The sequence below is a fragment of the Paenibacillus sp. 7516 genome (assembly GCF_002272715.1).
Classification (GTDB): domain Bacteria; phylum Bacillota; class Bacilli; order Paenibacillales; family Paenibacillaceae; genus Paenibacillus; species Paenibacillus illinoisensis_A.
The window spans coordinates 141461-168323 of record NZ_NPBI01000024.1 but is presented as its reverse complement, the minus strand read 5'-3'; the positions used below and the strand labels follow the sequence as shown (position 1 = coordinate 168323).

The 26863-nt window shown below is 49.8% G+C and carries 20 protein-coding genes; 6 read left to right on the top strand and 14 right to left on the bottom strand.

Annotated elements, in window-relative coordinates:
* Nucleotides 1–29: 29 nt before the first annotated feature.
* The 4 genes from CHI14_RS20350 to CHI14_RS20335 all read right to left on the bottom strand — a co-directional run bounded on the left by CHI14_RS20350 (nt 30) and on the right by CHI14_RS20335 (nt 6053).
* Nucleotides 30–2132, bottom strand: a complete 2103-nt coding sequence (locus tag CHI14_RS20350; RefSeq protein ID WP_095290735.1) for a glycosyl hydrolase family 18 protein — start codon at nt 2130–2132, stop codon at nt 30–32.
* Nucleotides 2132–3709 (bottom strand): chitinase, encoded by a 1578-nt coding sequence (locus CHI14_RS30700; RefSeq protein WP_283163930.1) that lies wholly within the window; start codon nt 3707–3709, stop codon nt 2132–2134. The genes CHI14_RS20350 and CHI14_RS30700 overlap by 1 nt, the downstream gene beginning before the upstream one ends.
* 389 nt (nt 3710–4098) lie before the next feature.
* Nucleotides 4099–5133, bottom strand: a complete 1035-nt coding sequence (locus tag CHI14_RS20340; protein WP_249281181.1) for a pectinesterase family protein — start codon at nt 5131–5133, stop codon at nt 4099–4101.
* 2 nt (nt 5134–5135) lie between these two features.
* Nucleotides 5136–6053 carry a helix-turn-helix domain-containing protein gene (locus tag CHI14_RS20335; protein WP_095290732.1) on the bottom strand — a complete coding sequence of 306 codons (918 nt, stop codon included), beginning with the start codon at nt 6051–6053 and terminating at the stop codon, nt 5136–5138.
* 97 nt (nt 6054–6150) lie between these two features.
* Between CHI14_RS20335 and CHI14_RS20330 the strand changes: the two genes are divergently transcribed.
* Nucleotides 6151–7377: an MFS transporter gene (locus CHI14_RS20330; RefSeq protein ID WP_095290731.1), complete on the top strand. Its 1227-nt coding sequence runs from the start codon at nt 6151–6153 to the stop codon at nt 7375–7377.
* A gap of 83 nt (nt 7378–7460) precedes the next feature.
* A complete protein-coding gene (locus CHI14_RS20325) occupies nt 7461–8240 on the top strand; it encodes an ABC transporter ATP-binding protein (protein ID WP_095290730.1) in 780 nt (259 codons plus the stop codon).
* A 343-nt stretch (nt 8241–8583) separates the two neighbouring features.
* Here the strand turns inward: CHI14_RS20325 and CHI14_RS20320 are convergent, their stop codons facing one another.
* The 5 genes from CHI14_RS20320 to CHI14_RS20305 form a co-directional block, all read right to left on the bottom strand.
* Nucleotides 8584–9879 (bottom strand): glycosyltransferase family 2 protein, encoded by a 1296-nt coding sequence (locus CHI14_RS20320; RefSeq protein WP_095290729.1) that lies wholly within the window; start codon nt 9877–9879, stop codon nt 8584–8586.
* Entirely contained in the window at nt 9872–10015 is a 144-nt protein-coding gene (locus CHI14_RS30140) for a hypothetical protein (protein ID WP_167301716.1), read from the bottom strand. Before CHI14_RS30140 ends, CHI14_RS20320 begins: the two co-directional genes overlap by 8 nt.
* Before the next feature lie 22 nt (nt 10016–10037).
* A complete protein-coding gene (locus CHI14_RS20315) occupies nt 10038–10913 on the bottom strand; it encodes a diguanylate cyclase domain-containing protein (RefSeq protein WP_095290728.1) in 876 nt (291 codons plus the stop codon).
* A 113-nt stretch (nt 10914–11026) separates the two neighbouring features.
* Nucleotides 11027–12145, bottom strand: a complete 1119-nt coding sequence (locus CHI14_RS20310; RefSeq protein WP_095290727.1) for a glycosyl hydrolase family 8 — start codon at nt 12143–12145, stop codon at nt 11027–11029.
* A gap of 101 nt (nt 12146–12246) precedes the next feature.
* Nucleotides 12247–12723 carry a MarR family winged helix-turn-helix transcriptional regulator gene (locus CHI14_RS20305; RefSeq protein ID WP_095290726.1) on the bottom strand — a complete coding sequence of 159 codons (477 nt, stop codon included), beginning with the start codon at nt 12721–12723 and terminating at the stop codon, nt 12247–12249.
* Between the two features lie 177 nt (nt 12724–12900).
* Between CHI14_RS20305 and CHI14_RS20300 the strand changes: the two genes are divergently transcribed.
* Nucleotides 12901–13341 carry a GNAT family N-acetyltransferase gene (locus CHI14_RS20300; RefSeq protein WP_095290725.1) on the top strand — a complete coding sequence of 147 codons (441 nt, stop codon included), beginning with the start codon at nt 12901–12903 and terminating at the stop codon, nt 13339–13341.
* A 99-nt stretch (nt 13342–13440) separates the two neighbouring features.
* Here the strand turns inward: CHI14_RS20300 and rlmN are convergent, their stop codons facing one another.
* From rlmN to greA, 3 genes are all read right to left on the bottom strand, one after another.
* Nucleotides 13441–14535, bottom strand: coding sequence for a dual-specificity RNA methyltransferase RlmN (rlmN, locus tag CHI14_RS20295; protein ID WP_095290724.1), 1095 nt, complete (start codon nt 14533–14535; stop codon nt 13441–13443).
* A gap of 177 nt (nt 14536–14712) precedes the next feature.
* The gene (locus CHI14_RS20290; protein ID WP_095290723.1) at nt 14713–16068 is read right to left on the bottom strand and encodes a sodium-dependent transporter; all 1356 of its coding nucleotides are present in this window, start codon (nt 16066–16068) and stop codon (nt 14713–14715) included.
* A gap of 295 nt (nt 16069–16363) precedes the next feature.
* Nucleotides 16364–16843 (bottom strand): transcription elongation factor GreA, encoded by a 480-nt coding sequence (gene greA / locus CHI14_RS20285; RefSeq protein WP_095290722.1) that lies wholly within the window; start codon nt 16841–16843, stop codon nt 16364–16366.
* A 235-nt stretch (nt 16844–17078) separates the two neighbouring features.
* Here greA and CHI14_RS20280 point away from each other — a divergent pair, with 235 nt between their 5' ends.
* From CHI14_RS20280 to CHI14_RS30760, 3 genes are all read left to right on the top strand, one after another.
* Nucleotides 17079–17948 (top strand): arylamine N-acetyltransferase family protein, encoded by an 870-nt coding sequence (locus CHI14_RS20280; RefSeq protein WP_095290721.1) that lies wholly within the window; start codon nt 17079–17081, stop codon nt 17946–17948.
* A gap of 85 nt (nt 17949–18033) precedes the next feature.
* The gene (locus CHI14_RS20275) at nt 18034–18720 is read left to right on the top strand and encodes a 4'-phosphopantetheinyl transferase family protein (RefSeq protein ID WP_170948202.1); all 687 of its coding nucleotides are present in this window, start codon (nt 18034–18036) and stop codon (nt 18718–18720) included.
* Complete coding sequence (locus CHI14_RS30760; protein WP_349290389.1) at nt 18717–19256, top strand: hypothetical protein; 540 nt, start codon at nt 18717–18719, stop codon at nt 19254–19256. Before CHI14_RS20275 ends, CHI14_RS30760 begins: the two co-directional genes overlap by 4 nt.
* A 159-nt stretch (nt 19257–19415) precedes the next feature.
* On the opposite strand, the gene CHI14_RS20265 is transcribed toward CHI14_RS30760, so the two are convergent.
* Both CHI14_RS20265 and CHI14_RS20260 read right to left on the bottom strand, forming a co-directional pair.
* A complete protein-coding gene (locus tag CHI14_RS20265; RefSeq protein WP_095290719.1) occupies nt 19416–19652 on the bottom strand; it encodes an MbtH family protein in 237 nt (78 codons plus the stop codon).
* A 12-nt stretch (nt 19653–19664) separates the two neighbouring features.
* Nucleotides 19665–26861 carry an amino acid adenylation domain-containing protein gene (locus tag CHI14_RS20260; RefSeq protein WP_095291251.1) on the bottom strand — a complete coding sequence of 2399 codons (7197 nt, stop codon included), beginning with the start codon at nt 26859–26861 and terminating at the stop codon, nt 19665–19667.
* Nucleotides 26862–26863 lie beyond the last annotated feature (2 nt).

Genomic DNA, 26863 nt, shown 5'->3' with positions numbered 1-26863 from the left:
CATCAGGAGCATCCTCCTTTACAGGTATGTTACGGTTGAAGCTGCCACAATGCAGCCACATTGGAAGGTTCCCACCCCGTTAAGGAGGTATGGGATTGCAGGCATTTATACGTTTTTCCATTATACGTAACCAGCTGCCCTACGACATAAGCCGTATTTGCCTGCCAAGCGGAGACGCCGGGATTCGTCGTACCCACTTCGGTTTTCACCGTCAAGGCACTGCTCGCAGCAGACAGGTTACCTGCCGCATCCTTCGCTTTTACTGTGAATGTATAAGAGGTGTCTGCCGTTAGGCCCGTAACAGTTGCAGTTGTTCCACTAACGGTTGTCACCAAAGCAGTTCCGTTGTATACCTCATATCCGGTTACACCAACGTTGTCCGTGGAGGCTGCCCAGCTAAGGGTGATCGTGGATGAGGTTTTTGCAGTTGATGTAAGGCTCGTCGGCACGGTTGGTGCTTGGGTATCTCCCCCCGGCTGAACAGTAGTGCTTACGGTAATGCTATTACTAGCTGCGGACAGATTGCCTGCGGCATCCTTTGACTTTACCGTGAAGGTATAGGAAGTGCCTGATGCAAGCCCGCTAATGGTTGCGGTTGTTCCAGTAACGGAAGTCACTAGGCTAGTGCCATTGTAGACGTTATAACCGGTAACGCCAACGTTATCCGTTGAAGCATTCCAGGCCAAGGTTACGGAGCTTGCCGTTACTCCTGTCGAACGGGCATTACCCGGTACACTCGGTGCCGTCGTATCGGCAGGAGGCACTGTGCCCCCGGTTGACAGATCGGATTTCAACTTGTTTTGGAGTGTCTTGTTGCGGTCCCCACTGAGCTCCCAGAACATCGCTCCGCCAAGCCCTTTGCTCTTGATATATGCGGTTTTGTGTCCGATGGACTCCGCATCGTCATAGCTGATGAAGCGCTTGTTGGAGGCGTTATACAGAAACGGTACTTTGGCTGTGTCGTTCCAATAGCGTGTGTATCCATTTTTATTAATGTAGTTGGCTTCCAGATCATAAAAGTCAAAGGAACCTGCCTCCCAAGTTCCTATAGAAGAACCACCCGAACACGTTTGATACTGGCCGTTATTCGCCTGTGCGCATCCATCCCAGCCTCGACCGTAAAATGGAACACCCAGCACCAGCTTGGCAGCCGGTACTCCTGCATTTAGATGCCCTTGTGCTCCGGCAGCCACATTAAATGTATTGGTATCCGGTACTCCTGCACTTGCAGCGGCAGGATCCGCATTCAGCGGTGCATTGTGTGCACTGATTTTTTGCCAGGCTCCGTTAAAATCGTAGGTCATGATGTTAATCCAGTCGACAATGGAAGCAATGTTCGCTAGCTCCGTATTGGCAGCATAGGTTGGAGATGCTCCGCTTGCAATCGTAAGCAGGTACTCTTTGCCGTCAGCGGCTTCCGCCGCATCCAGCTTCTCGCGGATTTTGCTTAAGAGAAGGGTATAATTTTGCTTATCTTCTGGACGCTTGCTGTTACCATCCAGCCCGCCTGATACCGGGTATTCCCAGTCGAGATCCACCCCGTCAAAGTTGTATTTCCGCAGGAAATCGACGGCAGAGTTGGCAAAGACCTCACGGGTAGCTGATGTTGCGGCTACATCAGAGAAACGGTTGGACCACGTCCATCCTCCAATGGAGATGATTGTTTTCAGATTCGGATTGACCTGCTTCAGCTTGTTGAGCTGATTGATATTCCCTGCATAGGGCTGATCCCATGTGTCCCCTGCGAATTGTTTGCCTGTGTCGATCCAGGGGTCTCCAAGAACAATCGTTCCATTCGGTACGTTAATTGTCTGGCTCTTCTCATTCTGGCAGCTCCAAGTCACCGGATTGGGGCCCGAAGGGTCTGGATTTCCATGAATGCCGTTCCAGCAAATATCGGCAAACGCATAGTTGATATGTGTCACCTTGGTGGGATCAATATCCGTTACATTGTAGTTTCGTCCGTATGCCGCCCAGGCAGGATAGTAACCGACAATTTTATAGGCATCTGCTGCTTCGGCCGTTCGAGATTGAAATGTAAATGTAGGGATGATGACAGATAAGAGCAGGACCAGACCGAGGAGAACCTTACCGACTTTTTTGAAATCCATGTGTTTGGCTTTATATGACATTAGTACACAACCTCCTTCGTCGTTTGCGTGCTGAGCCCGTTCAAATACGAACGATGTGCGTTCGAAAACTGATGGTTCGTATATGCATCCCAGTTAATGGACCAGGTCATAATGCCCTTAAGGCCCGGATACCCCGCGGGTTGGCGCAAGGTATAAGAACCGCCATAGGATACACCCTTGATCAAGTAATTCAATGCCTTCTGCAGCTCGGCAGGTGATGTATAGCCCCCACCGGCTGCCTGCTGGGATGCCGGTACACCGATCGCAATCTGATCCGGACGCAATGGACTGAAGAATGAACCCGAGCTTCCACCTACTTGAAAGCCCTGAAGCAGCATCTCGGCCATGGCTACGTGGAAATCTGCTGTGCCCTGAGCGTAGGAGCGTCCGTCCAGCCCGACCATGGAGCCACTGTTGTAGTGCTGCACGTGGAGCAGCGTCAGGTCGTTACGCAAGGCATGAATAACCGGCAGATATGCTCCCCAGGGACCGCCATAGGACAGATAACCACCTTGGACATAAGCCGTCTCCGGTGCTGCTGTAAGTATGAACTCACTGCCAAAGTATGACTTGACCGCCTTTACACCCTGGATGAGATTAACGATCTTGGGTGTCGTCGGATTACGGAAATCGGTATCCCCTGCATTCAGGGAGAGGGAGCTTCCTTCTAGGTCGATATCAAGACCATTGAAACCGTAAGTCGAAATAATGGATTTCAGCGACTCCTCGAACTGCTGCCTCTTGCCTGCATCGGTAAGCTCAATCGTTCCATTGGCTCCTCCCATGGACAGCAGTACTTTTTTTCCCTGACTCTGAAGATAAGCAATATCTGATTTGAATTCGGCTGTCGTTGCGTTATATGGAGTAAAAGCGAGCGTGCCGCTGCCGTGCGAAACCGGTTCGGCAAAGGAGACATTAATGATGTCGTAGGCTGTGGACACGTTGCGAAGTCTGATATTGGTAGAGCCATTGTCGAAGTTATGCCAGTAGCCGATCAGCCATTTGTTACCGATTGGCCCCGGATTCGGAGCTCCAGTGGAAGTTGTTACACTAAGGGGATTGCTTGCAGCAGACACATTGCCTGCAGCATCTTTTGCTTTTACTGTAAAAACATAAGCAGTGCCGCTGGTTAGCCCACTTATTGTCGTTGTTGCAGCTGAGGTGCTCGTTACGAGAGCCCCATTTTGGTACACGTCGTATCCGGTCACCCCCACATTATCGGTGGATGCATTCCAGGTAAGCTGGACTGAGGTTCCCGTGATCGAGGATGAGGCTAAGCCTGCAGGAATGGAGGGTGGGGTTGTATCCGGAACAGGTGTCTCTCCTCCCTCCCCGGGACCATCCCCAACATAGGTCCACAGTGCAGGAACTAGAGGAGGCTCCCAGCCGTTCAAAGCCGTATGGGACTGAATGCATTCATAATTTTTGTTTTGATATGTTACGAGGTCTCCTTTCTTGTATGCGGTGCCGGCCTGCCACTGGGCAGCGGCGTCTGCTCTTGGTGCAAACCACAAAATGATCAGAAGAAATGCCAAAGCGACTATGATAACCGGGCGGACTCGAACAGCTTGATTCAAGCAAATCCCTCCTGTACTCAGCTTGTTTTCACCTTGTAAAAGCTTCTCTGTGCACTGGCATGTGATCTGCGACGATAAGAATTTAATTCGTGATCCATATTTAATTTTGCAACTTCCCTCCCTCTCTTCGACATTGGATCTGCACTCCATTTACGTTTAAGATTAATAACATCCAGATTTTACAGGGAATTTACAGATCCTCTTCTGTATTTAATCAGTAAAATGCACATGAGATAAGGGATAAAATATTCTTTTCGAGGGCGAAAATTGAATATGCTGCAAAAAAAGGCTGTCTGCCAAGCCCATAATGGACTTGAAAGACAGCCTTGCATAAGCTCCTGCAACAGGTAGTAAAGCATTGCTCTTGAGAAAATAGGGATAATTACCCTTCAGCCAAAGGGTTGCCATTCATCCTCTCCGGAGAGCACGCGAGATAATGAATATTCCATTGCCTGCTGCTCATTCAGAATGGTTGCCCACGGCACTCGCCCGGCCCCGCTCCCTGCTCCCGGACCCTTACTGTTATATTCGGCGAACACCACGCTGGCCTCTGCATCAGGTTTGTTCCAGTTATGCCAGCCCTCCTGCTTCACATGAGCACCCATCCAGCAATGCAGGAAACATACTTTGGCGTGATTTCTCCACGGCCTGCCGAGGTATACCGATTGCGGAGGTGCATCGCTGGTCAGGGAACAGTCGATGAACACATAACCGTACCGGACATCTTCTGGTGTAGAAGCCGCAGTGATCCAGCCATGAACTTCCTCTGTAGAGGCCGTAGGGTCATCAAACAAGCGTTTCTTCGCAAAAATCTCACAACCCTTGAATACGGCTGTAGCCGAACCGAAAATAAAATCGATATCGCCCTCGATATAACAGTCTTCATAATATTGGCGCAGCTTCCGCCTCTCTGCCCCGTCACGCGGACCACCGAAGGAACTTCTGTCGATCGGCTGCTCCGGGAGTGGTCCGGTGAAGATCGTATCCTGATGCCCGATAAAGCGGCAGTTGTGGAAAGCTGCTCGGTCACCATCCACATACACCGCAAGAGCCTGGCCAACATCCTTGCCGGGACCGGCCGAATTTACGAAGGAAAGCCCCTCTGCAGTGAAATTATCTGCACCAATAAAGGTTGTATATGAATGGAACGTATGATATAACTCCCCGTTAGGGAACGTCTTGAGTGCATAGTCGTCATATGTAACAACGGTCTGCTCTGCTCCCTCACCGATGAGATGAACCCACGGCTTCTCGATATGCAGCTTCTCAACATAAACACCTTGTCTAATACGAATAACAAACTTACCACTATTATGGTCCGGTATGGCGTCAATCGCAGCCTGAATCGTGGCAAAATCACCGCTCCCATCCGCAGCAACCAGGTAACCATTCATATGCTGATCCACTCCCTGTACGTATTCCAATTCTACATCTGGTTCCGATACTCCATCGGTGTTACACCCATTATTCGCTGAAACACTCTATAGAACTGACTGACATTGGAGAATCCCAGCCAAAAGCTAATTGTGGTCACTGAATCTGTCGTAAGACGCAGTCGTCTGGTGGCTTCCTCCACACGCAAATGCAGCACATACTGGTACGGTGTTGAACCTGTCAATGCTTTGAAGGAGCGCATAAAATGATATCTGCTCTGGTGCGCTATTGTAGCCATGGAATCAATGTCCATCGAACTTGTATAGTCACTGTGTATATACTCCAGCACGCGCCGGAGATGGGGATCAATGAACGCGCCTCCGTTGCTGGTTGTTCGCTCAAACAGATTTTGAAGTTGCTCACAAACCAGATTCGACACGGCACCCCCAGTGGCATCAATTCCTGCGGTTGCTACCGTCAGGCTACCTCTATTCTGTTGTCCACCAGACAGCACTTGTGAAAGATATGCCTCTACGGCTAATTCGATTTCCTGTATTTGCAACGGTTGAGGCGCGTCGTCCAGCAAAAGGGCGCTCCAACCTCGGAACAGTCTGCTGATTTCAGCAGGGTCGAAGATTTGTGTGGGCCGAAATTCGGTCTGCGCCCTTCCTCGATCTGAATCCCCCAAGCAACCTCCTGGCGGATTACGGAACTTGATAACGATAACTGCCGAATCTGAACCAATCTCGAAAAAGTGCTCCATCTGGGGATGGGCAATTATGCCCTGTCCTGCTTGCAGAGGATAAGCCTGCTGTTCCTGCACCAGATGACACTCGCCTCTTACTGGCAACGTAACCTGATACCAGTCATCATGTACATGGGGTTCATTGGAGAAACCACCTGAAGCCTTCCACAATTCCAATCCATTCAACGTCATGTTTAATTCCATCGTTTCCTCACCTGCAGACATTATAGCAAATCGTGCTCACTTTCCAAGCACTTTTCACAAAGACAATAGCTGTCTGAATCTTTTATCATGGTAAAAAAATAATTCGAGGTGATCTCCCGTGGCTCAAGCCGCTGTAAGCAAAATGCAATTCAATCACTCCGCCAACTGGGCGCTTGCCGGAGTCAGCTTCGCCCATCTGTTGAATGATGCAATGCAGACCGTTGTTCCGTCTGCCTTCCCGCTGTTCCAGCAAACCATGCAGCTCAGTTTCGCTCAAATGGGCTGGATTGCCTTCACATTGAATATTACCGCATCCGTTCTACAACCGCTGATCGGTTATATGTCTGATCGTAAGCCGATGCCGATCCTGCTTTCCGGAGGCATGTTATTCTCCCTGATTGGTGTTCTTGGCTTCGCCTTGTCTTCCGAGTTATGGATGCTGCTTGTTTCCGCAGCATTGATTGGCATAGGCTCATCCATTCTACATCCCGAGTCCTCACGTGTCGCCCACCTGGCAGCTGGTCGTGGACGCGGAATGGCACAGTCTATCTTCCAAGTCGGTGGCAACACGGGTCAAGCCCTCGCGCCACTGCTCGTTGCCTTTATTCTTCTGCCACAAGGGCAGCTTAGTTTCTTATGGTTGATGGGTTTTGCCCTGATCGGGATTGTTATCCAGTCTTCCGTCAGCCGTTGGTACCGACACAAGCTGGCAGAAAATCACACCCGTCAGCAACAGCCTGTACAGTCAAATGGCATCGGACAGCCTACTGCCCAGCCTGTAAGTCGGGGATTTATTGCTTTTACAATGGGAATCCTCATCCTGCTGCTATTTTCCAAATTCGTATATATTGCCGGCATGACCGGGTACTATGCCTTTTATTACGCGGATGCGTATAACCTGCCTCTTTCGCAGGCACAGATCTGCCTGTTCATTCTACAATTTGCGGGGATGATCGGAACCTTGCTCGGCGGCCCGCTGGCTGATCGTTACGGACGTAAACCGATGATCTGGTTCTCCATCGCGGGTACCGCACCATTTTCATTACTGCTGCCTTATGCCGGACCTTTTTTATCCATGGTATTATGCGGCATCATCGGACTAATTCTCATGTCAGGCTTCAGCGTCATTATTGTGTATGCGCAGGAACTACTGCCACGTCATATCGGAACGGTGTCCGGATTGTTCTTCGGCTTGTCGTTCGGTATGGCGGGACTTGGGTCTGTTGTGCTCGGTTCGCTGATTGATGTGACCAGCATTTCATTTGTCATCAAGCTATGTTCCTTCTTGCCCCTACTCGGGGTGTGTGCTGTATTCCTGCGCCGAGATCGGCCAAGAACGGCCTAATACATTGAAACGACAGTCATTTTGTGACTACAATAAGGTCAGGATAATCGAGACAGAGGTTAAACAGAAGGAAGGAATACGACATGATTATTGATGTACAACACGTGACTTGGAAAAGGGGACCGATCACCCTGCTGAATGATGTCAGCTGGCGGGTTAATGATGGTGAACACTGGGCATTGCTCGGCCTCAATGGCTCCGGCAAGACCACGCTGCTTAACATGATCACCGGTTATCTCTGGCCTACTGAAGGCACGATTTCGGTGCTTGGACATCCGTATGGAGAGGTCGACCTGCGTGAACTGCGTAAAACCATCGGTTGGGTCAGTTCTTCCCTCCAGGAGAAATTACATGGGACGGATCGTACTCAGTATGTCGTCATTAGCGGCAAGCATGCCACGATCGGTCTATATGATAAGTTATCCGATGAGGATCTGGATCAGGCCCGGGAACTGATGACCACTCTTGGCTGTCAGCACTTATGGGATCGCGAATATCGAACCTGTTCCCAGGGCGAGAAGCAGAAGCTTCTTATTGCCAGAGCCCTGATGGCGAATCCGCGCATTCTTATTTTGGACGAGCCTTGCAATGGGCTTGATCTGTTCTCCCGTGAGCGGCTGCTGGAGAGTATCAGTGAATTATCGCAGAGACCAGACTCACCTTCTCTAATTTACGTGACCCACCATACCGAAGAGATTCTGCCCGTATTCAGTCATAGTCTCCTGCTGCGGCGAGGTGAGGTTGTAAGCAGCGGGTTAACCTCTGAGGTGATGAACACCGAAGTGTTGAGTAACTTTTTTGAAGCGCCTGTAGATGTGGAACATCATGGGGATCGTGTGTATGTGAGAGCTGCGGATAAATAAAATGGCTCATCTGTACACAGCCTACGTACTTAAAAAGCCAAAAACTTATCCACATGTGGATAGGTTTTTTGGCTGCTTCAGGTTATTCCATCTATCCACAGCAACCTGTGTGTTATTTGCTCGCAAGAGGAATAGAAATAGCGGAATTCGTTGTCTGCGAAGATAGGTTTCTTCATTCACGAAATATTGCCGCTGTCATAAAAATCCGATCCATGTTCGCTCACTACGCAGTCCTCCGTTTCCATTCTCCGAAAGATTATACCTATTGTGCACGTGTTCTTCCATAAAAAAAGGACTGCCTCTGAACAGGTCAGAAACAGCCTTTGTTTGAACATAAATGAACTCAGCCGAATCGCTGTGTTTTATACCATTTGGTTTCTCTGCGGAACAGCTTGTCCCCAATGAGAGAGACAAATGCCTTAACGGAGATAACCAGAAACAGCTGGGCATATGTGAAGTAGGAAAGGCAGGCCACAATGAAGTTTTGGGTATTGCTCTGTCCAATATCCGCAGAGAGTGCCAGATTAATTTGCAGTACATAAATGTAATACATAAGTGCCCAAGCAACCACAAGGTACACGTACACGTCCCCGGAGAACTGGAATGGAGAAATAACGTTGGGATTAAACAGTGCGATAACTTGGTATACAAGGTTAGAGACGAAGATAATATCCGAAACAATAATGGCGATCATAAACCAGAAATAACTCGCAGCATAGTACAGGACATGGAGTTTAATTCTCCAGCTTGTACGGTCGAACAGATGCTTAATATTATCAATAACCACCTGATAATTTCCCTTGGACCAGCGCTGGCGTTGTTTCATATATACTTTCAGCTGCTCGGGCTCCTGTTGATAGGCTTCCGCTTGCGGCGCTAATGCAATCAGCTGACCACGGGTAAGAATATCAAACGACACAGCTGTATCTTCTGTAATGGCGTCGGGATCCCATCCGCCAATTTCACGAATCAGATTGGCCTTAATGATATAGTTGGTGCCTGGAATCGTCCCCAGTTTGAATAACTCCCATAGCCCTGTGTGATGAACACGCTGAACGGTAACAAGCTCCAGATTAATGCAGCGGGAGAGAAAATTCTGTCCCCGGTTACGAGCCTTGTTACGTCCAAATACAGCACCATGCTTCTCTGGGTTCTCCAGTGCTTTCTGTGTCAGAAACATTAATGCATTTCGTTCAGGTGCCGCATCTGCATCATAAATGCAGATCCATTCGCCCCAGGCAAGTTCGAGGCCATCATTCAGTGCCCCGGATTTCCCTCCAGTGCCTTTCCGCTCCAGAATCGTGAAATCCCGGTCTGCATAGCTGCTCTTAGCCTTAAGTGTCTTCAGCCGTTCAGCGGTATCATCCGTGCAATTATCAGCAATGACAATGACCTGAACTTTATGTTCGGGATAATTCAGACGCAGAATATGCTCAACCGTGGAAACGATAACTACGCCTTCATTATGTGCAGGCACCATAACCGTTACCGTTGGATAGTCATCCATGTTCTCTGGGATTTGAATTCCCTTTTTCTCTTGTTTATTAATGAATCGAATCGCCCCGGCCATAATGACAATAGATTCAGTGACCGATATCCAGATACTAAGAATGGACATCAGCAGCAGGAAATCAGCCATTCAACTTCCTCCGATCATATTTCCTGTTGATTTTCCCTCGAAAACGCAGTGTCGCAACGGTTAAGATAAGTATGGTGATCGTGAAGAAGCTGCTGACGATAATGCAGAGCGGAACAAACCATGTTAAATAATTCACCGGACTATGCCTCCTCCTGCATCTAGATGTATTCTCCAATGAGATCTGTCTCTGTATTCCGTTCTAGTGCAGCAATTACAGCATCGATATCCTCGTACTTACTGAACTGTTCCTTCTGAAAAACGAGTGCCCCGGAGCGAATAACCGTCTGCAGCTCGTTTCCCTTTTTATCGATAAATGGCAGATCCATCATGGCCTTTTTGATCCGTGCTGTGAGCACAGGCAAATATTCCACATTGGTCATCGGACAGATAATGACGAACCGTCCCCGGTCTACAAAAAATTTATAATCTTCGAACCGAATTTGCTTCTGAATGGTGTTCGATAGCTCAAGCAGAAATTGCGCATACCGGACGGATCCGAGTGATTCAAGGACCAGCGGCAGAAATTCAATCTTGAACATGGCCATGCTGAATCCATACTGCTCCGAGTATCTTCTTGCCAGGTTACTCTGCTTGATAACCGTATCTGCGAGGGCTTCCTTATTGCCGAGGGTGGTATCCAGATCAAGCTCCGGATTGCGGTCCTGCAGTTCCTGCAGCCGCTCCATCACACGTGCGCTTCGAACCAGACTTGCTTTAATGAAGGCAGCAACTGCCACATTGGCTGGGATCAACAGCCACCATGAGAACGTCAGTACATCCACGTTCGCGTAGGTCACAAGCCATACAAAATAAGAAACCAGGTATACAAACCCGGCAACAACAGACACTCCGACAGGTATCACAAAACCAAGGACCAGCGCGCCAAGCGACACAATGCTGAAAATGACATCAAGCGTGGTAAAACTCTGATTCATGTAGATTTTGAGATAAATGACGAGCTGCTGAATAACAGCTAATCCAATCAGACTGGCATATCCCCATGCGATACGTTGGATAGGTGCTTTGTTTCTCATAGTTTCCTTCTCTCCGATGGTTTAAGTTATGTCTTCTAGTAATCCGCCAATTTATGACATCATTAGACAATGGTATCCTACCATATCTATACCCAAATAAGAATACAAATCTATTACTGTTTAAGGAACTTCTGTAATTCAGTCTCTCCAAGCAAAGGGAACAGATTATCAAACATATGGGTGTTCCCATTAAACACATATCCTCCCGGATAAGCCACATCCTGACCACGCATCGTGATCATATGGTTATACAGCTGTTTGGCCCATTTGGGATCACCGGAGCGCAAGGCAAGCAAGATGGCGAGTCCATATACGGAAGGCGATTCATAGTTTACTGCCGGTACACGATTGTTACGAACATACTGTCCGGGCAGCTGATGACGGGTTTCAAATTCCTTTTTCAAAAAAGAAATCAGTTTGTCCGGTTTCCGACTGGTGTTGGCTAGGTGGTTCGCTATGATGAGCTGATCGATAAGGTTTACCTTGTCATCATATGTATACTCCTTGGTTACAACGTTGAATGTTTTGGGATAGAACACTCCGTCATCGGGCATGTTTTGAAGCAAATTCTCATACTTGGCGTATGTCCCAGGCTGCAGCATCTCGTGCTCTTCCATCTGCTCGAGCGCCGGCAAGTCCACATATACCAAGCTCAACGTATCGGGGGAATACCCGCCTGTAAAGTCATGAAAATCGACAAAGTATCCTTCATTCTGTACAGATTGGCTCAAAGTACGGGAGATCTCGGCAGCCGTGGTCAACTTCTCATCTCTGCCCTGTTCCCATTGATCCGCAGCCTTCAATAAGGCGTCTATAATTCGAAAATCATCACCAAGTGCATTCGTCGTTACGTGGGACTTGCCTTCCTTGTCCAGTTTCCAGGCAACATACTTTTGAGGCATTAGAAAATAAGTCGTCAGCAGACCATAGCTCTGTTCAAACAATGACTGATTGTTCTTAACCACCGCATATTGCATCCACAAACCAAGTGATTCCGACAACGCCTCCCTGCCGGCAACAATGTCTGCCTGCTCTGATTTAGCATCCTGCAAATAGGAAGCCAGCGTGCCATTCGGATTGGTCATATGGTTCTGGACAAATGCCACCGTCGGGGACACCTCGTTCATCACAAACCTCCCCTTCATGTACAGAAACGACCAGGCTACAATACTGACTGCAATAATGGATATTGCCAACAGCCACGTCAGTCTTCTACGCTTGATGCTCTTCATGATTGCCTCCTGTGCGATTAATCCTGTGGAATGTTGATTCTTTTCCTTGAAATAAGCTCGGCTATGGTCTGGGATGTAGGGATCAAGGATAGGGGCTCTGCTCATTCGGACTCGTTCATGTAGGCCCGGCGGCCGCCTTTTTTGACAAACTTCCAATCCACTTCGATATTATGACGCATCCGCCGCAGAAGGCTGACCGCCAGCTCAATCTCTTCCTCTGTCAGTCCCTCCAGCGTAACCTGGTCGGAGTGCACTCCCTCTTTTTGAATAAAAGCCCAGGCATCCAGTCCGGCCTCTGTTGGATATAATTGCTTGTTCTTTTTATTACCCAATGCCGACTTCTTGACGATAAACCCGTCCGCCTCCAACTTGCTGATTGCTCTGGCTGCCGTGGTGCGGTCCACCTTGATCATCTCAGCCAGCTGGTTAGGAATGATGCCAGGGTTCTCGCATATGCGATACAGATACAAATACTGTCCACGAGAGAGGTTCAAATGTTGAAATTCAACATTGCTGATGGAATCCAAACAACGTGCGATCATGCCGATCTCGCGCAGCACTTCTTTTTTCTCAGTCATTGTACGCACACCCCCTTATCATTTTGTTGCATTCGCAACATAACTAGTGATATAACTAAAATTAACTCATCTTAAAAGTGAACGATGAAATTTTGCTTCTTTTGAGGATCCCATTTTGCTTTTGTATCAGTTTACCATGCCAGAATGACATTACTATCGGCCAAAGGAGAAACATTCATGAATACCACTATTGTAGAAGTTGATAATCAGGAACTACTCGATGCCTGCTTCGCCATTCGTACCGCGATCTTTGTAGAAGAGCAAGGGGTTCCTGCCGAAGATGAATTCGACGCCTATGATGCGCTCGGCACTGAAGCCCGTCATATTCTCCTCTACGTGGACGGTGTACCCGCCGCTTCCTCCAGATTGCGTATTGTCGAGAATGTCGCCAAGCTGGAACGGATCTGTGTGATGATGAATTATCGCAAACATGGCCTCGGCCGGGTGCTGATCGATAAACTCGAGCAAATGGCTCTGGATCAAGGGCTGAAGAAGGCCAAACTGCATGCGCAGGTTCAAGCTTCGGGGTTCTACGAACGTCTTGGATATGCCGCAGCCTCCGATGTGTTTATGGAAGATGGCATTCCCCATCTGTTAATGACCAAACAGCTCCAATAGATATTAAAAAACGCCTCTGTACTCACTTTTTCAGTGAGATACGGAGGCGTTTTGCCTACGTGCACTATAACGATGCCGCACCAATCATCTCAAGGGTAGTTACCCCATCGCTAGACGGTCTGGCTGTGATTCAGCGGCATTATTTTTCATCTGTTTACTGCGCAGTTGACCGCAGGCAGCATCGATGTCAGTACCGTGTTCCATACGTACCGTGGAGTTGATGTTATTTTTCTTAAGTGTGTCATAGAAGCCCAGAATCGATTCTTCCGTACTCCGCTGATATTGACTATGCTCATCAACCGGATTGTATGGAATCAGATTGACGCTGACCATGCTCTTACGGCTGGACAACAGTTCAGCCAGCTCGGCTGCATGCTCCCGTTGATCGTTAACATCCCGAAGCAAAATATATTCAAACATGATGCGTTTGTTCGTGGTCGCCAAATAATAATCCACTGCATCCATCAGCTGTTCAATCGGGAAGGCCCGGTTGATCTTCATGATGTGTGTACGCAGTTCGTTATTCGGTGCATGCAAGGAGATCGCCAGATTAACCTGCAAACTGCTGTCTGCAAATTCCTTAATCTTGTCAGGCAGTCCACTTGTGGATACAGTGATACGTTTGGCAGCAAGGGCCAGCCCCTTACGATCCTTGATCACTTCGATGAAATTACTCATGTTCTCGAAATTATCAAACGGTTCACCAATCCCCATCACGACAACGTTGGTTACTCGCTCGCCTTGACCCGCTGCATCCAGGTGCCGCTGTACATGCATGATCTGTTCCACAATCTCTCCTGCGGACAGGTCACGACTTTTCTTAATCAATCCGCTCGCGCAGAAGCTGCAGCCAATATTACAGCCCACTTGGGTCGTTACGCAGACAGTTAGACCGTATTTTTGACGCATCAATACCGTCTCAATCAGGTTGCCGTCCTGCATACGCAGCAGAAACTTCACCGTACCGTCTGCCGACTCCTGCTTCACGTGTTCACTCATCGAGTTCATCGTGAAGTGTTCAGAGAGAACATCCAGACATTCCTGACGCACATCGTTCATCTCGGGAAAATCATGTGCGCGCTCTTGATATAACCATTCCCAGATCCGGGAAGCACGGGATTTCTTTTGCCCATGCTCCGGTAACCAGGAACGAAGTTGCTCTAATGTTAATCCATAAATGGATGATTTGTTCATTGTATAGTCCTCTTTTCGCAAAAAGCATATGGCTTATCGGTCCTACCAAAAAACCTCTACTCTGTATTGTCCCAAAATTATCGAGGGAACACAAGGGCTTTTGCATTTCTTCCAAGAGGTTTTAGCTATGGCAAATCTGCACAATGCACATCGTTTCCTCTTACCCGGTCTTCACGGTTAGAAGTGAATGATACCGGATGTGTGCAGCAGCACGAGAACGACAAGAATGGGTGCTACATAACGCAGCATGAACAACCAAATCCGGAACCAGCCTGCATTCAGGCCTGAAGCCTCGGCAGCCTTTTTCCAGAAGTAACCCGCAAAGATCGTCACAAGCAATCCGCCGATAGGCAGCAGAATGTTGGACGCTACAAAGTCCATCCAGTCGAACACACTTTTCGAACCAATGGTCCATTCAGGCAGCAAGCCCAGCGACAGTACGGAAGGCAAGCCAACGATGAAAACAGCCAGCGAGATCACCCATACGGCACGGTTTCTGCTCCAGGACAACCGTTCCATGAAGTATTTCACCGGAACTTCAAGCAAGGATACGGCTGATGTCAGTGCTGCGATTGCCAGCAGGATGAAGAACAGTCCACCAAACAGGAATCCGAGCGGCATAGCCGAGAACGCAGCTGGAAGAGCCACGAAAATAAGTGAAGGTCCTTGGTCCGGTGCAATTCCAAACGAAAATGTCGTTGGGAAGATGATTAAACCGGCAATAAATGCATAGATCAGGTCACCCGCGCCGACAGCGACAGTTGCCGCACCCAGCGATTGATTTTTATCTACATAGGAACCATAAGTCACCAGGATACCCATCCCGAGCGACAGGGAGAAAAAGGCATGTCCAAGTGCAACCAGCGCTGATTCAGTCGTAAGCTGCGAGAAATCGGGATTCAGGAAAAAGGAAACTCCCGCACCGGCTCCAGGCAGAGTCACTGCCCGAATCATCAGGATAATGAGCAGAACCAGCATGGCTGGGATCAGGACCTTGTTGAATTTCTCGATCCCGTTGGAAACCCCTTTGGCTACGATCCAGCCCGTAATCAATACTGCAAGCAGTTGCCACATGATCGGCAGATATCCGCCTACAAAGGAACCAAACTGCCCGGCATAATCCGGATTGTCGAACAACCTACCGCTAAACGTGGTCACAGCATAGTGCAGCGTCCACCCTGCAATAATAACGTAGAAGGAAAGAATGATAAACGGTGTCAGTACTTGCAGTAAACCTGCCGCAAGCCAGCCCTTATGTCCACCAGCCTTGATAAATGCCGTAGCGGCGCTGCCTCTGCCACTGCGTCCGATGGCAAGCTCTGCAAGCAGAACGGGCAGACCAATCAGCAATAGACAGACGATGAAGAGCAGGAAAAACGCAGCTCCCCCATTTTCCCCTGTAATATAAGGGAATTTCCACATGTTACCCAGACCAACCGAACTACCGATGGCGGCTAGGATAAACCCGGCGCGTGAGAAGCGCTCACCTTTGCCGGTATTGTCTTGCTCCAGGTTTGGCTTACTAAAATTCATCGTATCTACTCCATCACTTTAAAGTTTTCCCGTAATTATATAACACTCCTCGTGTCAGGTCATTCGAAAATCGAAATTTATCGAAATGTTATTTATTTACATTCGAGAGAAAGGTTATTTTTATTGAATATTCCCCTACATTTCAGTATGGGATAAATTCAGACACTCCAACCCCTTGCATTATATTACACATCATGAAGACTTCCGATAACCTTCCAAATGACTGTTTTTGGTTACAAAAAAGGATTACGCTCGCCACCCCCTGGCAGCAACGTAACCCTTATTTGATCTGTAGTTAGTTCGATCTGATCTCAAGCAACTCATATTTGATAACACCCATCGGTGCATTGACATGAATGACGCTGCCTACTTCCTTGCCCATAATCTCCTTGCCAAGTGGGCTTTCGTAGGAAATTTTGTTATTCGCTACATCGGCCTCAGCTGGGCCAACCAGTTGATATTCAATCTTTTCTGCAAATTCAATATCATTCAGCAGCACGATTGAGCCAATGCTCACCTTGTTGGAGTCGATATTATCCGAACTAATCACTCTTGCCTTGGTCAGCATCTTCTCCAGAATCAAAATGCGGGTTTCCATAAATGCCTGATCATCTTTGGCTGAATGATACTCACTATTTTCCTTCAGGTCACCGTAACTGATCGCAAGCTTCAGACGCTCAGCCAATTCTTTACGCTTCACCGTCTTCAATTCCCTCAGCTCGTCCTCCAGCTTTTCCAAGCCTTCCTGTGTCAAAATTACTTCATCATTAGCCATTTTTCCATCTCCTAATCCTGCTTTCTATCTATATTCTAACCTATATCCACTCCAAACGGTTAACATACCCCCGAAAAAAGAATTTCATCCTCCACGATATAGATGCTGTCTCAATTGTACCGGTACAATCCGAGTAAACGTGAGTATCCATTTTCACTTGTCACTTCTACAATAAAATCATGGCTATTTCGCTTCCTTTAAAAATGGCCGACTAATCGATTTGAGGTGATTCCGCTTGAACACATTGACAGATTCAGAACTGAAGTCCTATCTGAAACGAATCCACATTGATGATATTAAACCGCCAACATTGGAATTTTTGTCAGAACTTCATCGTGCACATGTACAATACCTTTCATGGCAAACGATAGATATCTTTACAGGTCGCCCTGAAGCAATCGATCTTGCCAATTCAGTCCGACTTGTCCTGCAAGGACGCAGCGGGTACTGTTTCCATCTCAATGGCGCATTCAGTGTCCTGCTTCGTTCTCTCGGCTATGAAGTACAGTGGCATCGCGCGGGAGTGCAGCCCCATGGCGAGCAGCCGCGTGTGAATTCGTTCCATCTTGGGCTGTCCGTACTCCTACCTGAAGCTGGACCTGAGACCGAACGCTGGATCGTCGATGTTGGCCTGGGTGGCATGCCCTTCGAGCCTTTGCCACTTCGTTATGAGGTTTATGGAGAGGCACCTTTCACCTACAACTTAACCTCATCCAGCGTTGCTTCTGAGGGATGGCGGCTTGAATACGAACCTCATGGACCCAGTGAGGGCGTAGACTATGCTCCGGAGGTGCTCCTTACCCTCGATGAGTTTATCCCCAAACATCATTTCTACAGTCAATCGGCCGAATCACCATGGCATAATGTTTTCCTGCTTCGCCAGAGGGATGCTGTGGCCAGCAACGAGCTGCGTGGATGCATGCTGCGAACCCATACCGCAGAAGGCATTCATAAAACCGAAATACAGAGCTATACCGATTGGAGAGAGTTGTTGGACGAAGTCTTTCATGAACCGTTGGTACGCTACAGTGAACTGGAGCGCGTGAAGATGTGGGAACGCATTCGAGCTGGGCATGAGGAGTGGAAGAGAACGCAACAGGTGTAAAAGCAGGCGATAACTCATTGGGAGTACGAAGGAATATAAAGGGAATTCTGCTGAGCATGCCGAATATCTCGTCAGGTGATAAATGATGATAAACATTCAAGTTCTGCGCATTCCTGCAGAAATCCCCAATGAAGTTTGGCATTCGCTCCTCGCGCACGTCTCGGCTGAGCGGCGGCAGCAAGCGTCACGTTTTGTCCATCAGGCCGATGCCTATCGTTCGGTGCTTGGGGAGGTGCTGGCTCGTGTGACATTGGGCAAGTGGACTGGTGCGAGACCGGGTGAGCTTGCCTTTATCCGCAATACATACGGTAAGCCTTCACTTATCAGCCACCCGGACCTGCCCTTCAATGTATCCCATTCCGGTGATTGGGTTGCAGTAATTTCAGGAGGTCACGCTCCACTCGGTGTGGATGTAGAGAAAATATCCCCCATCGACATGACGATTGCCGAACGTTTCTTCTCTCCGTTGGAGAGCCGAATTCTGGCAGCAGAGCCCGCAGAACAGCAGCTGGAAACCTTTTATCGGCTGTGGACGCTGAAAGAAAGTTATATCAAGGCCATTGGTATGGGGTTATCCATGCCGCTAGACTCCTTTTCCATGCTGCGTGGCATGGACGGACTCTGGTATTGTCCCGAAGCACCGACGTATCAATTCCTCAGCCAGCGTCTGGATGAGGGGCATATGCTGGCAGCCACCGGTTCCGCCGCAATGGAACTGCCAACACAGCCTGATGTGATTACTATTGAGGAGTTATATTCATTAATACGGTGAAGGAGGGAATTTTCATTCCTTCCTTCTTTTTTTATTTTCACCTTTTAAAACATAAATTTTCAAAAAAAATGATTACATCATGTCCAATTAATGGTACTATAGAACCACTTGGACGAGAAATAGGAAAAACAGATCAGGCTTTTATAACTAGATTATACCTTACATACTTTTGTCGATCCCCGATTCTCTCTCCGATTCATTATTTTAGAAGGAAGTGGACAAATGCATATCTTTTTGCAAAACAGTGCAGGTGTAACCAAAAACGTAAAGTTGGTTTCAGTTGGACAACATTCTTTTTCGGGTTTCTCCCTGCTCTGTTCCGTGGTGATTTGAAATGGGCTGTTATTATGTTTTTAATCGCTGCAGCTATCGGAGCCTTCACTTTTGGTATCGGGGCTTGGGTTAGCGGAATCGTATTCTCGTTCGTCTACAACAAAATTTATATTAAAGAATTGCTCGAAAAAGGCTACCGCCCTGCAAATGCTGAATCTCAAGCCGTTCTTGAGAGAACTCAAATTGTTGCCCCAGCAGCATAATCTATCCTTTGAAAGAAGCTTAGCAATACCGTTTTTTCTAGATTCAACTTGTAGATACTTAATAGTAAATATGTAGAAACACCAAAATCCCTGGCAAACAAGCCAGGGATTTTTGATATTTATTTATACTGACAATGGCCTTGGAATGCAGCCGGAGTCTCATCCGCCAGCCTCTTGAACCACACCGGGCATCCCCGTTTCATCACAGAGGCTTAGTGGCTTCAGGTCCGTCCACTGCTCCGCAATGTAATCAAGACACACCCGGCGTTTTGCCTTGCCCAGCATCTGGGTCCAGCCTGCAGGGACTGGAATGGATGCAGGCCAGAGCGAATACTGCCCTTCCTCATTAATTAATACCAGATAATTGCTGTCTTCCTGTTCAAAAGGGTTGCTCATCGGCTTATCCTCCTATTTAAGATGAACTTGGCGCTGATTCAGCATCTCCAGCTTGGCCGTCAGCGTCTGGCATATTTCAGCCAGTGGTCCAGGCTGGCAGAGATCCTTGTGGCGGCAGGCAATATCATGCCTTTCCATTTGGCCTCCAATATAGGCATTCCACATCTCTGGTTCAATGGGGTCAAACCAGTCCGGAATCACGGTAGAACGGAAGAAAATCAGATCCCCTTCGAATCGGGAAGGCGTGTAAGCCCCCAGAATCCGCACGGAATTTTCATACGTTTTCCGCAGTTTCATGATCGTCTCCTCATCCAGACTGGCCAGCGCACTTCCTTCACTGCGCAGAATACGCATGGCTGCTTCCATATCCAGCGGACCTTCCCCAATACTGTCCGGATCATATCCACCAAGGGCAAGCAAGGCGGTCAGCGCCTCTTCCTCATCCGGTTCCCCGCGAATCGGAAGATAATGACTCGGATAGGCATCCAGCATGGCGAGCAACTCCACCTCTTCCCCTTCCGACTGAAGCTGTACAGCCATGGCTTGAGCAACATTGCCTCCAAGGGACCAGCCCAGCAATCGGTAAGGTCCCTCAGGCTGTACGGAGCGAATATGACGGATATAATCTGCCGTCATGTCCTCCAGCGTAGCCGGAAGATCCTCGTACTGGGCAATGCCGCGGGCCTGCAATCCGTAAATCGGGTATTCCATACCCAGATGTTTCATCAATCCTGCATAACACCAGCTTAATCCTCCGGCAGGATGAACACAGAACAGCGGAAGGTGGGCTCCGTGAGTCCGGAGAGGCAGCAGCACTTGCAGCGAACCTGTTCCCGTATCCGAATCCATTTCAAGCCGTTCGGCCAGCCCGGCAACCGTTGCCGTTTCAAACAAAATGCCAATCCCCGGTTCCTTGCCCATGGCCTCCCGGATTCGGCTCATCAAACGAACAGCGAGCAGGGAATGTCCACCAAGGTCAAAGAACCCATCATCGATACTGACACTTCGCAATCCCAGCACTTCGGCAAACAGATCACACAAAATCTGCTCTTGCGGATTACGCGGTGCCCGGCCACCGGAAGTCAGCTGCATTTCCGGTACAGGCAAAGCTTTGCGGTCCAGCTTGCCGTTGGCCGTGAGTGGTATAGCCTCCATGGTGACCACCGCTGACGGAACCATGTAGTCAGGCAGACTTGCTGAAGCATGACGACGAAGGATAGCCGATTCTGGTCCGGAACCCCTCTTCGAGTTTGGCACAATATACGCCACGAGGCGTTTATCTCCCGGCTGGTCTTCGCGGACGATGACCGCAGCTTGTGCAACCTCGGGATGTCTGGCCAGCACCGCTTCGATCTCGCCAAGTTCGATGCGGAAACCGCGTATTTTCACCTGCTGATCCGCCCGGCCCAAGTAATCAAGTGACCCATCATGAAGTCTTTTGGCCAAATCTCCCGTTCGGTACATGCGTGTTCCTGCCGGACCGTATGGATCTGCGACGAAACGCTCTGCCGTAAGATCCGGTCTGCCCCAATACCCGCGGGCAAGGCCTGCTCCGGCCACATACATCTCACCTGTCACACCTGCAGGCACAGGCTGGAGATGATCATCCAGCACGTATACGCGCAGATCCGGAATGGCACAGCCGATCCAGCTGCTGGCTCCTTCTGCGGCACTGCCTTCATGCAATTCCTGATAGCTGACATGGACGGTGGTCTCTGTAATGCCATACATATTAATCAGTTTGGGTGCATCATCTGGATGACGCTCATACCAACCCTCCAACCGACCGAGCTCCAATGCCTCTCCTCCAAAGATCACGTAGCGGAGTCCAAGCTTCTGCCCCCACTCCGGATGCTCCCGATCTGCCTGCATCAGCTGGTAGAATGCTGACGGCGTCTGATTCAACACCGTTACCTCTTGCTCTGCCAGCAGCTGCAGGAAGGCACCTGGAGAGCGACTAATCTCATGCGGCACAACGACCAGCCGGCCCCCATGCAGCAGTGGTCCCCAGATCTCCCAGACCGAGAAGTCAAAGGCGTAAGAATGGAATAACGTCCATACATCACTCGCATTAAATTGGAACCAGTGCTGTGTAGCCTCAAATAACCGGATCACATTGGCATGGGGAATAACCACTCCCTTTGGTTTGCCTGTGGAACCCGAGGTATAGATCATGTAAGCCGGACTGAGAGGAGATACGTGTCCATTGCGCTCACCATCTGCGGGATTTCGTTCATCCTGAGCAGACAACCGCTGAATGGTTTGAGAGTCGTCCAGATTCAACCATTGTACGGATTCCAGCTGAGGCAGCAGGGAAGCTACTTCCTCGTTTGTAATCATCACGCCCGGAGCTGCGTCTGTCAGCATATGCGTCAATCGGTCTGATGGATAATTCGGATCAAGCGGAAGATAGGCCGCCCCTGCTTTTAACACACCCAGAATACCGACCACCATCTCAGTGGAACGTGGCAGTGCAAGAGCAACCATCTGCTCTGGGCCCACACCTTCTGCAATCAACAATCTTGCCAGCCTGTTGGCTCTTGCATTGAGCTCTTGATAGTTAATGACCGTGTCTCCCAAGCTCACAGCCGGTGCATCGGGGGTAGCCGCTACCTGAACTTCAAAGCGTTCAGCAATGGTCATTCCAGGTAAAGAAGCATCATCCCCTGCGGCAAAGCACTGCTGCTCCAAGAGCGCACGTTCCTTGGGAGTTACCACGTTAAAGCAGCTAATGTGTTCATCCGTTTGCTGGACGGCATCCTCCAGCACCTGGATCAATCGGACCACAAGCTCTGCTGCCGTTGATTCCCGGAAAAGATCCGTACTGTACTCCAGCACGCCCTCGACTCCCGCCGGTGAGCCATTCTGTTCACGTTGTTCCGTGAGCTCCACAGTCAGATCGAATTTGGAGGAACCCACGCCCTGCATACTCGTTTGGGATACCACACCTGGCAGATCCAGCTGAACGTCTGGCGTATTTTGCAGGACCAGCATCACCTGAAAGAGTGGATGCTTGGAGCGGGACCTGGACGGATTCAGCACTTCAACCAAACGCTCAAAAGGCAGATCCTGATGTTCGTAAGCAGCCAAATCCACTTCCCGCACACGTGCCAGCAGTTCCCGGAACGTCGGATCCCCGGAAGTGTCTGTACGCAGCACAAGGGTATTGATGAACATGCCCACCACTTCGTCCAGTGCATCGTCGATCCTGCCGGCAATCGGGGTCCCCATCGCAATATCCGTACCCGCTCCCATGCGTGTAAGCAGTACCGTCAATACGGCATGCAAAACCATGAAGAGACTGACCTTGTTCTCCCGCGCCACAGCCAAGAGCTGTTCATGCAGTTTCGGACTAATGGTAAAAGGAATCGTTCCACCCCGGTAGCTGGAGACCACCGGACGCGGATAATCGGCTGGAAACGTCACTTGTTCCGGCAAGCCTTCCAGTTGATGGCTCCAGAAGTCCAGCTGCCTTGCAATCAGGCTGTCCGGCTGCTCTTCGTCACCAAGCAGTCGATCCTGCCACACCGCGTAATCGGCATATTGAACGCGCAGAGGTTTCCATGAAGGCGCCGCCCCCTGAACACGTGCCCTGTATGCTTGGGACAAGTCCCGCATCAAAGGCGACAGGGACCAACCATCTCCAGCTATATGATGAAGCAGTAACAACAGAACATGCTCGTCCGGACCGGATGTAAACAGCTCCGTACGGATACCCGGCTCGCTTGAGAGCTCGAAGCTGTACCGGGAAGCTTCGGTCAGAAGCTCCCCCAGCTCATCCACTGCAGCGTATCTTACATGTAATTTCACACGAAACTCTTCGGCATCCAGAATGGTCTGGCTTGCAGAACCAAACTCTGGCGGATATAACGTTCTCAACGTCTCATGGCGATCAACAATGTCCTGAACGGCGGCTTGAAGCGCAGGAATATCAAGTTTGCCCGTTAACCGCACCACAAGCGGAATATTGTACGTAGGACTCGGTCCTTCCAGACAATACAGGAACCAGAGCCGCCGCTGAGCAAAAGAGAGAGGAATCTCACCATGACGGGCAGCAGGCTCTATTACTGGTCGGACTGACCCCACCTGATCTAATCTCTTGGCGAGGCCTGCTGCCGTTGGTAACTCGAATACACTGCCAATGCTCAGCTCTGCTCCAAACACATCCCGAATCCGGGCTGTTATACGGCCTGCAAGCAGGGAATGACCACCAAGTTCGAAGAAATCATCGTCGATCCCTACACGAGCGACACCCAGAATCTCAGCGAATAAACTGCACAGCAACTCCTCCTGAGGGGTTCTGGCCTCACGTCCGCTGGCATGGGACAGCACGGAAGGGACAGGCAGCTGCTTGCGGTCGATCTTTTTATTGGGGGTCAGCGGCATTTCGGCAAGGGTCATGAAGGCAGCTGGCACCATGTAATCCGGCAGTTCCTCCGCCACATGTGCCCGAAGCAGCGACAGATCCAGGCCTGACGTGTATTCGGAGGCTGCAACGACATATGCGGCCAGACGCGGATTCCCTGGTTGATCCTCGCGTGCCATAACCGTAACCTGGGCTACGCCCGGATAGCTGGAAATGACCGATTCAATCTCACCCAATTCGATGCGGAATCCTCTGATTTTGATCTGGTGGTCTGCCCTGCCCAAATAGTCAATCGATCCGTCAGGCAGCCACTTCGCCAAGTCTCCTGTACGATACATGCGGCTGCCTGCTTGTCCGAAGGGATTCGCAACAAACCGCTCGGCGGTCAGGTCGGGTCTTCCCAGATAACCTCGTGCCAGCCCATCTCCCGCGATATATAATTCTCCGACAATACCCGGAGGAACTGGATTCAGACTCCCATCCAGCACGTATAGCTGCGTATTTCGAACCGGTCCGCCAATAGAGGGTTTACCCGTTGATTCAGCCACCATGGCAGCAGCCGTTGAATAAATCGTGGTCTCTGTCGGCCCATACTGGTTATGAACGTGACATCCCATCTCCTGCAAGGAAAGCTTCAATTCCTCAGAGAGGGCTTCACCGCCGGTAATGACCGTCAAACCGTCAAATGTCCCAGGCTTGCTGGTCACCAAAGACTGCCATAACGTTGGCGTAGCTTGCATAATCGTTGTTCCCTGCCGTCTCATCTGTCCAGCCAGAGCCACCGAATCAAGAATAGTCTCTTTGCGGGCTATATCCAGCCTTGCTCCGGTCGTAAGAGGCAGGAATACCTCAAGAACAGAAATGTCAAAAGCAATTGTCGTGACCGATAACCAGCGATCCTGCGGACCGACCTTCAGTCTCAGCTTCATATCTTCAAGCAAATTGGACAGGCCGAGATGGGTAACGGCAACCCCCTTCGGTTTACCTGTTGATCCGGAGGTATAGATGATATAAGAGGGATTCAGCTGCGAGGCAGCTTTTGTGAGATCCTCTGGTTCGGGATTGCTTCCGGACTGACGGCCTATTCTCGCCGCAACCTTCGGTTCATCCAAGGCCAACATGGGGACATCGGACATGTGCTGCAAATGGGACAGATTGTGCTTCACCGTAATCAGACATGCCGGTCTCGCATCCTCAAGCATGTAGGTTAGTCTCTCTTCAGGGTAATCCGGGTCCAGCGGAAGGTAAGCTGCTCCCGTCTTATGAACAGCCAGAATGGCAACCACGACCTCCAGAGATCGCGGCATAGCAATGGCTACAATCTGCTCCGGTCCCACCTTGTAGTGCTGGATCAACTCGTGAGCAAGACGGTTTGAACGCTCGTTAAGCTCGGCATATGTCAGAGATTCAGCCTCAAACGTTGCGGCCATGACAGACGGGGTACGCCGAACCTGCTGTTCGAACATGGCCGCCGAGTTCCGCTCAGGAGCCTTGTGCTGTGTCTGATTCCACCCGTTCAGGACCCGGTCACGTTCTTCAGGTAACAGCACTTCCATTTGACCTACGTACTGCTCTTCCATTCCTTCCTGCATCATTAGGTTCAACAGCTGCATATAACGGAGCTGATGGCTCAGCAAATCCGATTCACTGTAGACGGATGGATTGGCATCAAAGTCAATCCGAAGTCCATGACCGTGCCCTTGGTCCACGACATGGATGGACAGGTCATCGACCGGACCCGTAGACAAGTTATGGATCATCCCGAGCTGACCCGCGAAATTCAGCTCATGATGGAATGGCATGACATTGATCATCGGCCCAAATAGTCGGCGATTCTCCCCCAGCAGCTTCAGATCACGCCGCAGATCCTGGTGACGGTAACGTTGATGCTTGCGAACAGCCCGGATCTCCCGCACAATCTGTTCGGCCAGGGCAGATACACGCATATCAGACTCAACTTTCAAGCGCAGCGGAAGCACGTTCATAACCATGCCTGGCACACGCAAGGCTATCGATCCCAGCCTGCACATGACAGGCAAAGCCAGTATCACATCTCGCGTGCCGGTGATCCGATGCACATAAATGGCTGCTGCTGCAATAAACAGATCAGGCCAGGTCACCCCGTACCGGGCCGCCGCATCCTGAAGGCGATCCCGATCGGACTGTGCAAGTTCAAACCTCTGCCGCAGAAAATGGTCCGCTGTGCGCGAAGCCTTTTCGCCCAAACTTACGACGTCCGGTTCATCAGCATAACGTTCCAGCCAAAACGTGCGATCCTGCTCCCTTGCAGCAGACTCATGATAAGCCTCATCCTCCTGAATGACAGAGGACAGCGGGCCAAATGCTCGTGTTTCTATGACACTCTCACCTGATCCACCCTTAACCCTGGCAGTATACAGACTTGCTACCCTACGGGTAATTAGCGATACGCCGTATCCGTCAATTGCAATATGATGCACGCGCTGGTACCAGTAGTAGCGCCCTTCGCTCACTTGGAACAGGGCTTCTGTAAATACCGGTCCTGTTGCAAGGTTGACGGGGCTGGCGAGATCCTGGTGCATCCAGGCCAAAGCGGCCGCATGGGGATCCTGTTCGCCGCGAACATCCAGTATATGAAACGTCCAATGATCGCCTTCCTGGTTGAGGGTCTGGTAAGGGCCGTGTTCATTTTCACCATAAACCATGTTTAAGGTTTCGGCCTCCTCGACGGTTTGACGAACACTCTGTTCAAACTGTTGTACATCAACATGCCCGTGAATAACCACGTATTCGCCTGTATTGTACATGGGGTTGTCCGGATTCAATTGATGAGCAAACCAGATCCCGGACTGGGCAGCCGACATGG

Bases quoted from the DNA above. Each gene is read 5' to 3' on its own strand.
- CHI14_RS20300 (WP_095290725.1), top strand. From the start codon at position 12,901: ATGAATACCACTATTGTAGAAGTTGATAATCAGGAACTACTCGATGCC.
- CHI14_RS20275 (WP_170948202.1), top strand. From the start codon at position 18,034: ATGATAAACATTCAAGTTCTGCGCATTCCTGCAGAAATCCCCAATGAA.
- CHI14_RS20310 (WP_095290727.1), bottom strand. From the start codon at position 12,145: ATGAAGAGCATCAAGCGTAGAAGACTGACGTGGCTGTTGGCAATATCC.
- greA (WP_095290722.1), bottom strand. From the start codon at position 16,843: ATGGCTAATGATGAAGTAATTTTGACACAGGAAGGCTTGGAAAAGCTG.
- CHI14_RS20335 (WP_095290732.1), bottom strand. From the start codon at position 6,053: ATGTCTGCAGGTGAGGAAACGATGGAATTAAACATGACGTTGAATGGA.
- CHI14_RS20320 (WP_095290729.1), bottom strand. From the start codon at position 9,879: ATGGCTGATTTCCTGCTGCTGATGTCCATTCTTAGTATCTGGATATCG.
- CHI14_RS20350 (WP_095290735.1), bottom strand. From the start codon at position 2,132: ATGTCATATAAAGCCAAACACATGGATTTCAAAAAAGTCGGTAAGGTT.
- CHI14_RS20315 (WP_095290728.1), bottom strand. From the start codon at position 10,913: ATGAGAAACAAAGCACCTATCCAACGTATCGCATGGGGATATGCCAGT.
- CHI14_RS20325 (WP_095290730.1), top strand. From the start codon at position 7,461: ATGATTATTGATGTACAACACGTGACTTGGAAAAGGGGACCGATCACC.
- CHI14_RS20305 (WP_095290726.1), bottom strand. From the start codon at position 12,723: ATGACTGAGAAAAAAGAAGTGCTGCGCGAGATCGGCATGATCGCACGT.
- CHI14_RS20260 (WP_095291251.1), bottom strand. From the start codon at position 26,861: ATGTCGGCTGCCCAGTCCGGGATCTGGTTTGCTCATCAATTGAATCCG.
- CHI14_RS20290 (WP_095290723.1), bottom strand. From the start codon at position 16,068: ATGAATTTTAGTAAGCCAAACCTGGAGCAAGACAATACCGGCAAAGGT.
- rlmN (WP_095290724.1), bottom strand. From the start codon at position 14,535: ATGAACAAATCATCCATTTATGGATTAACATTAGAGCAACTTCGTTCC.
- CHI14_RS20265 (WP_095290719.1), bottom strand. From the start codon at position 19,652: ATGAGCAACCCTTTTGAACAGGAAGACAGCAATTATCTGGTATTAATT.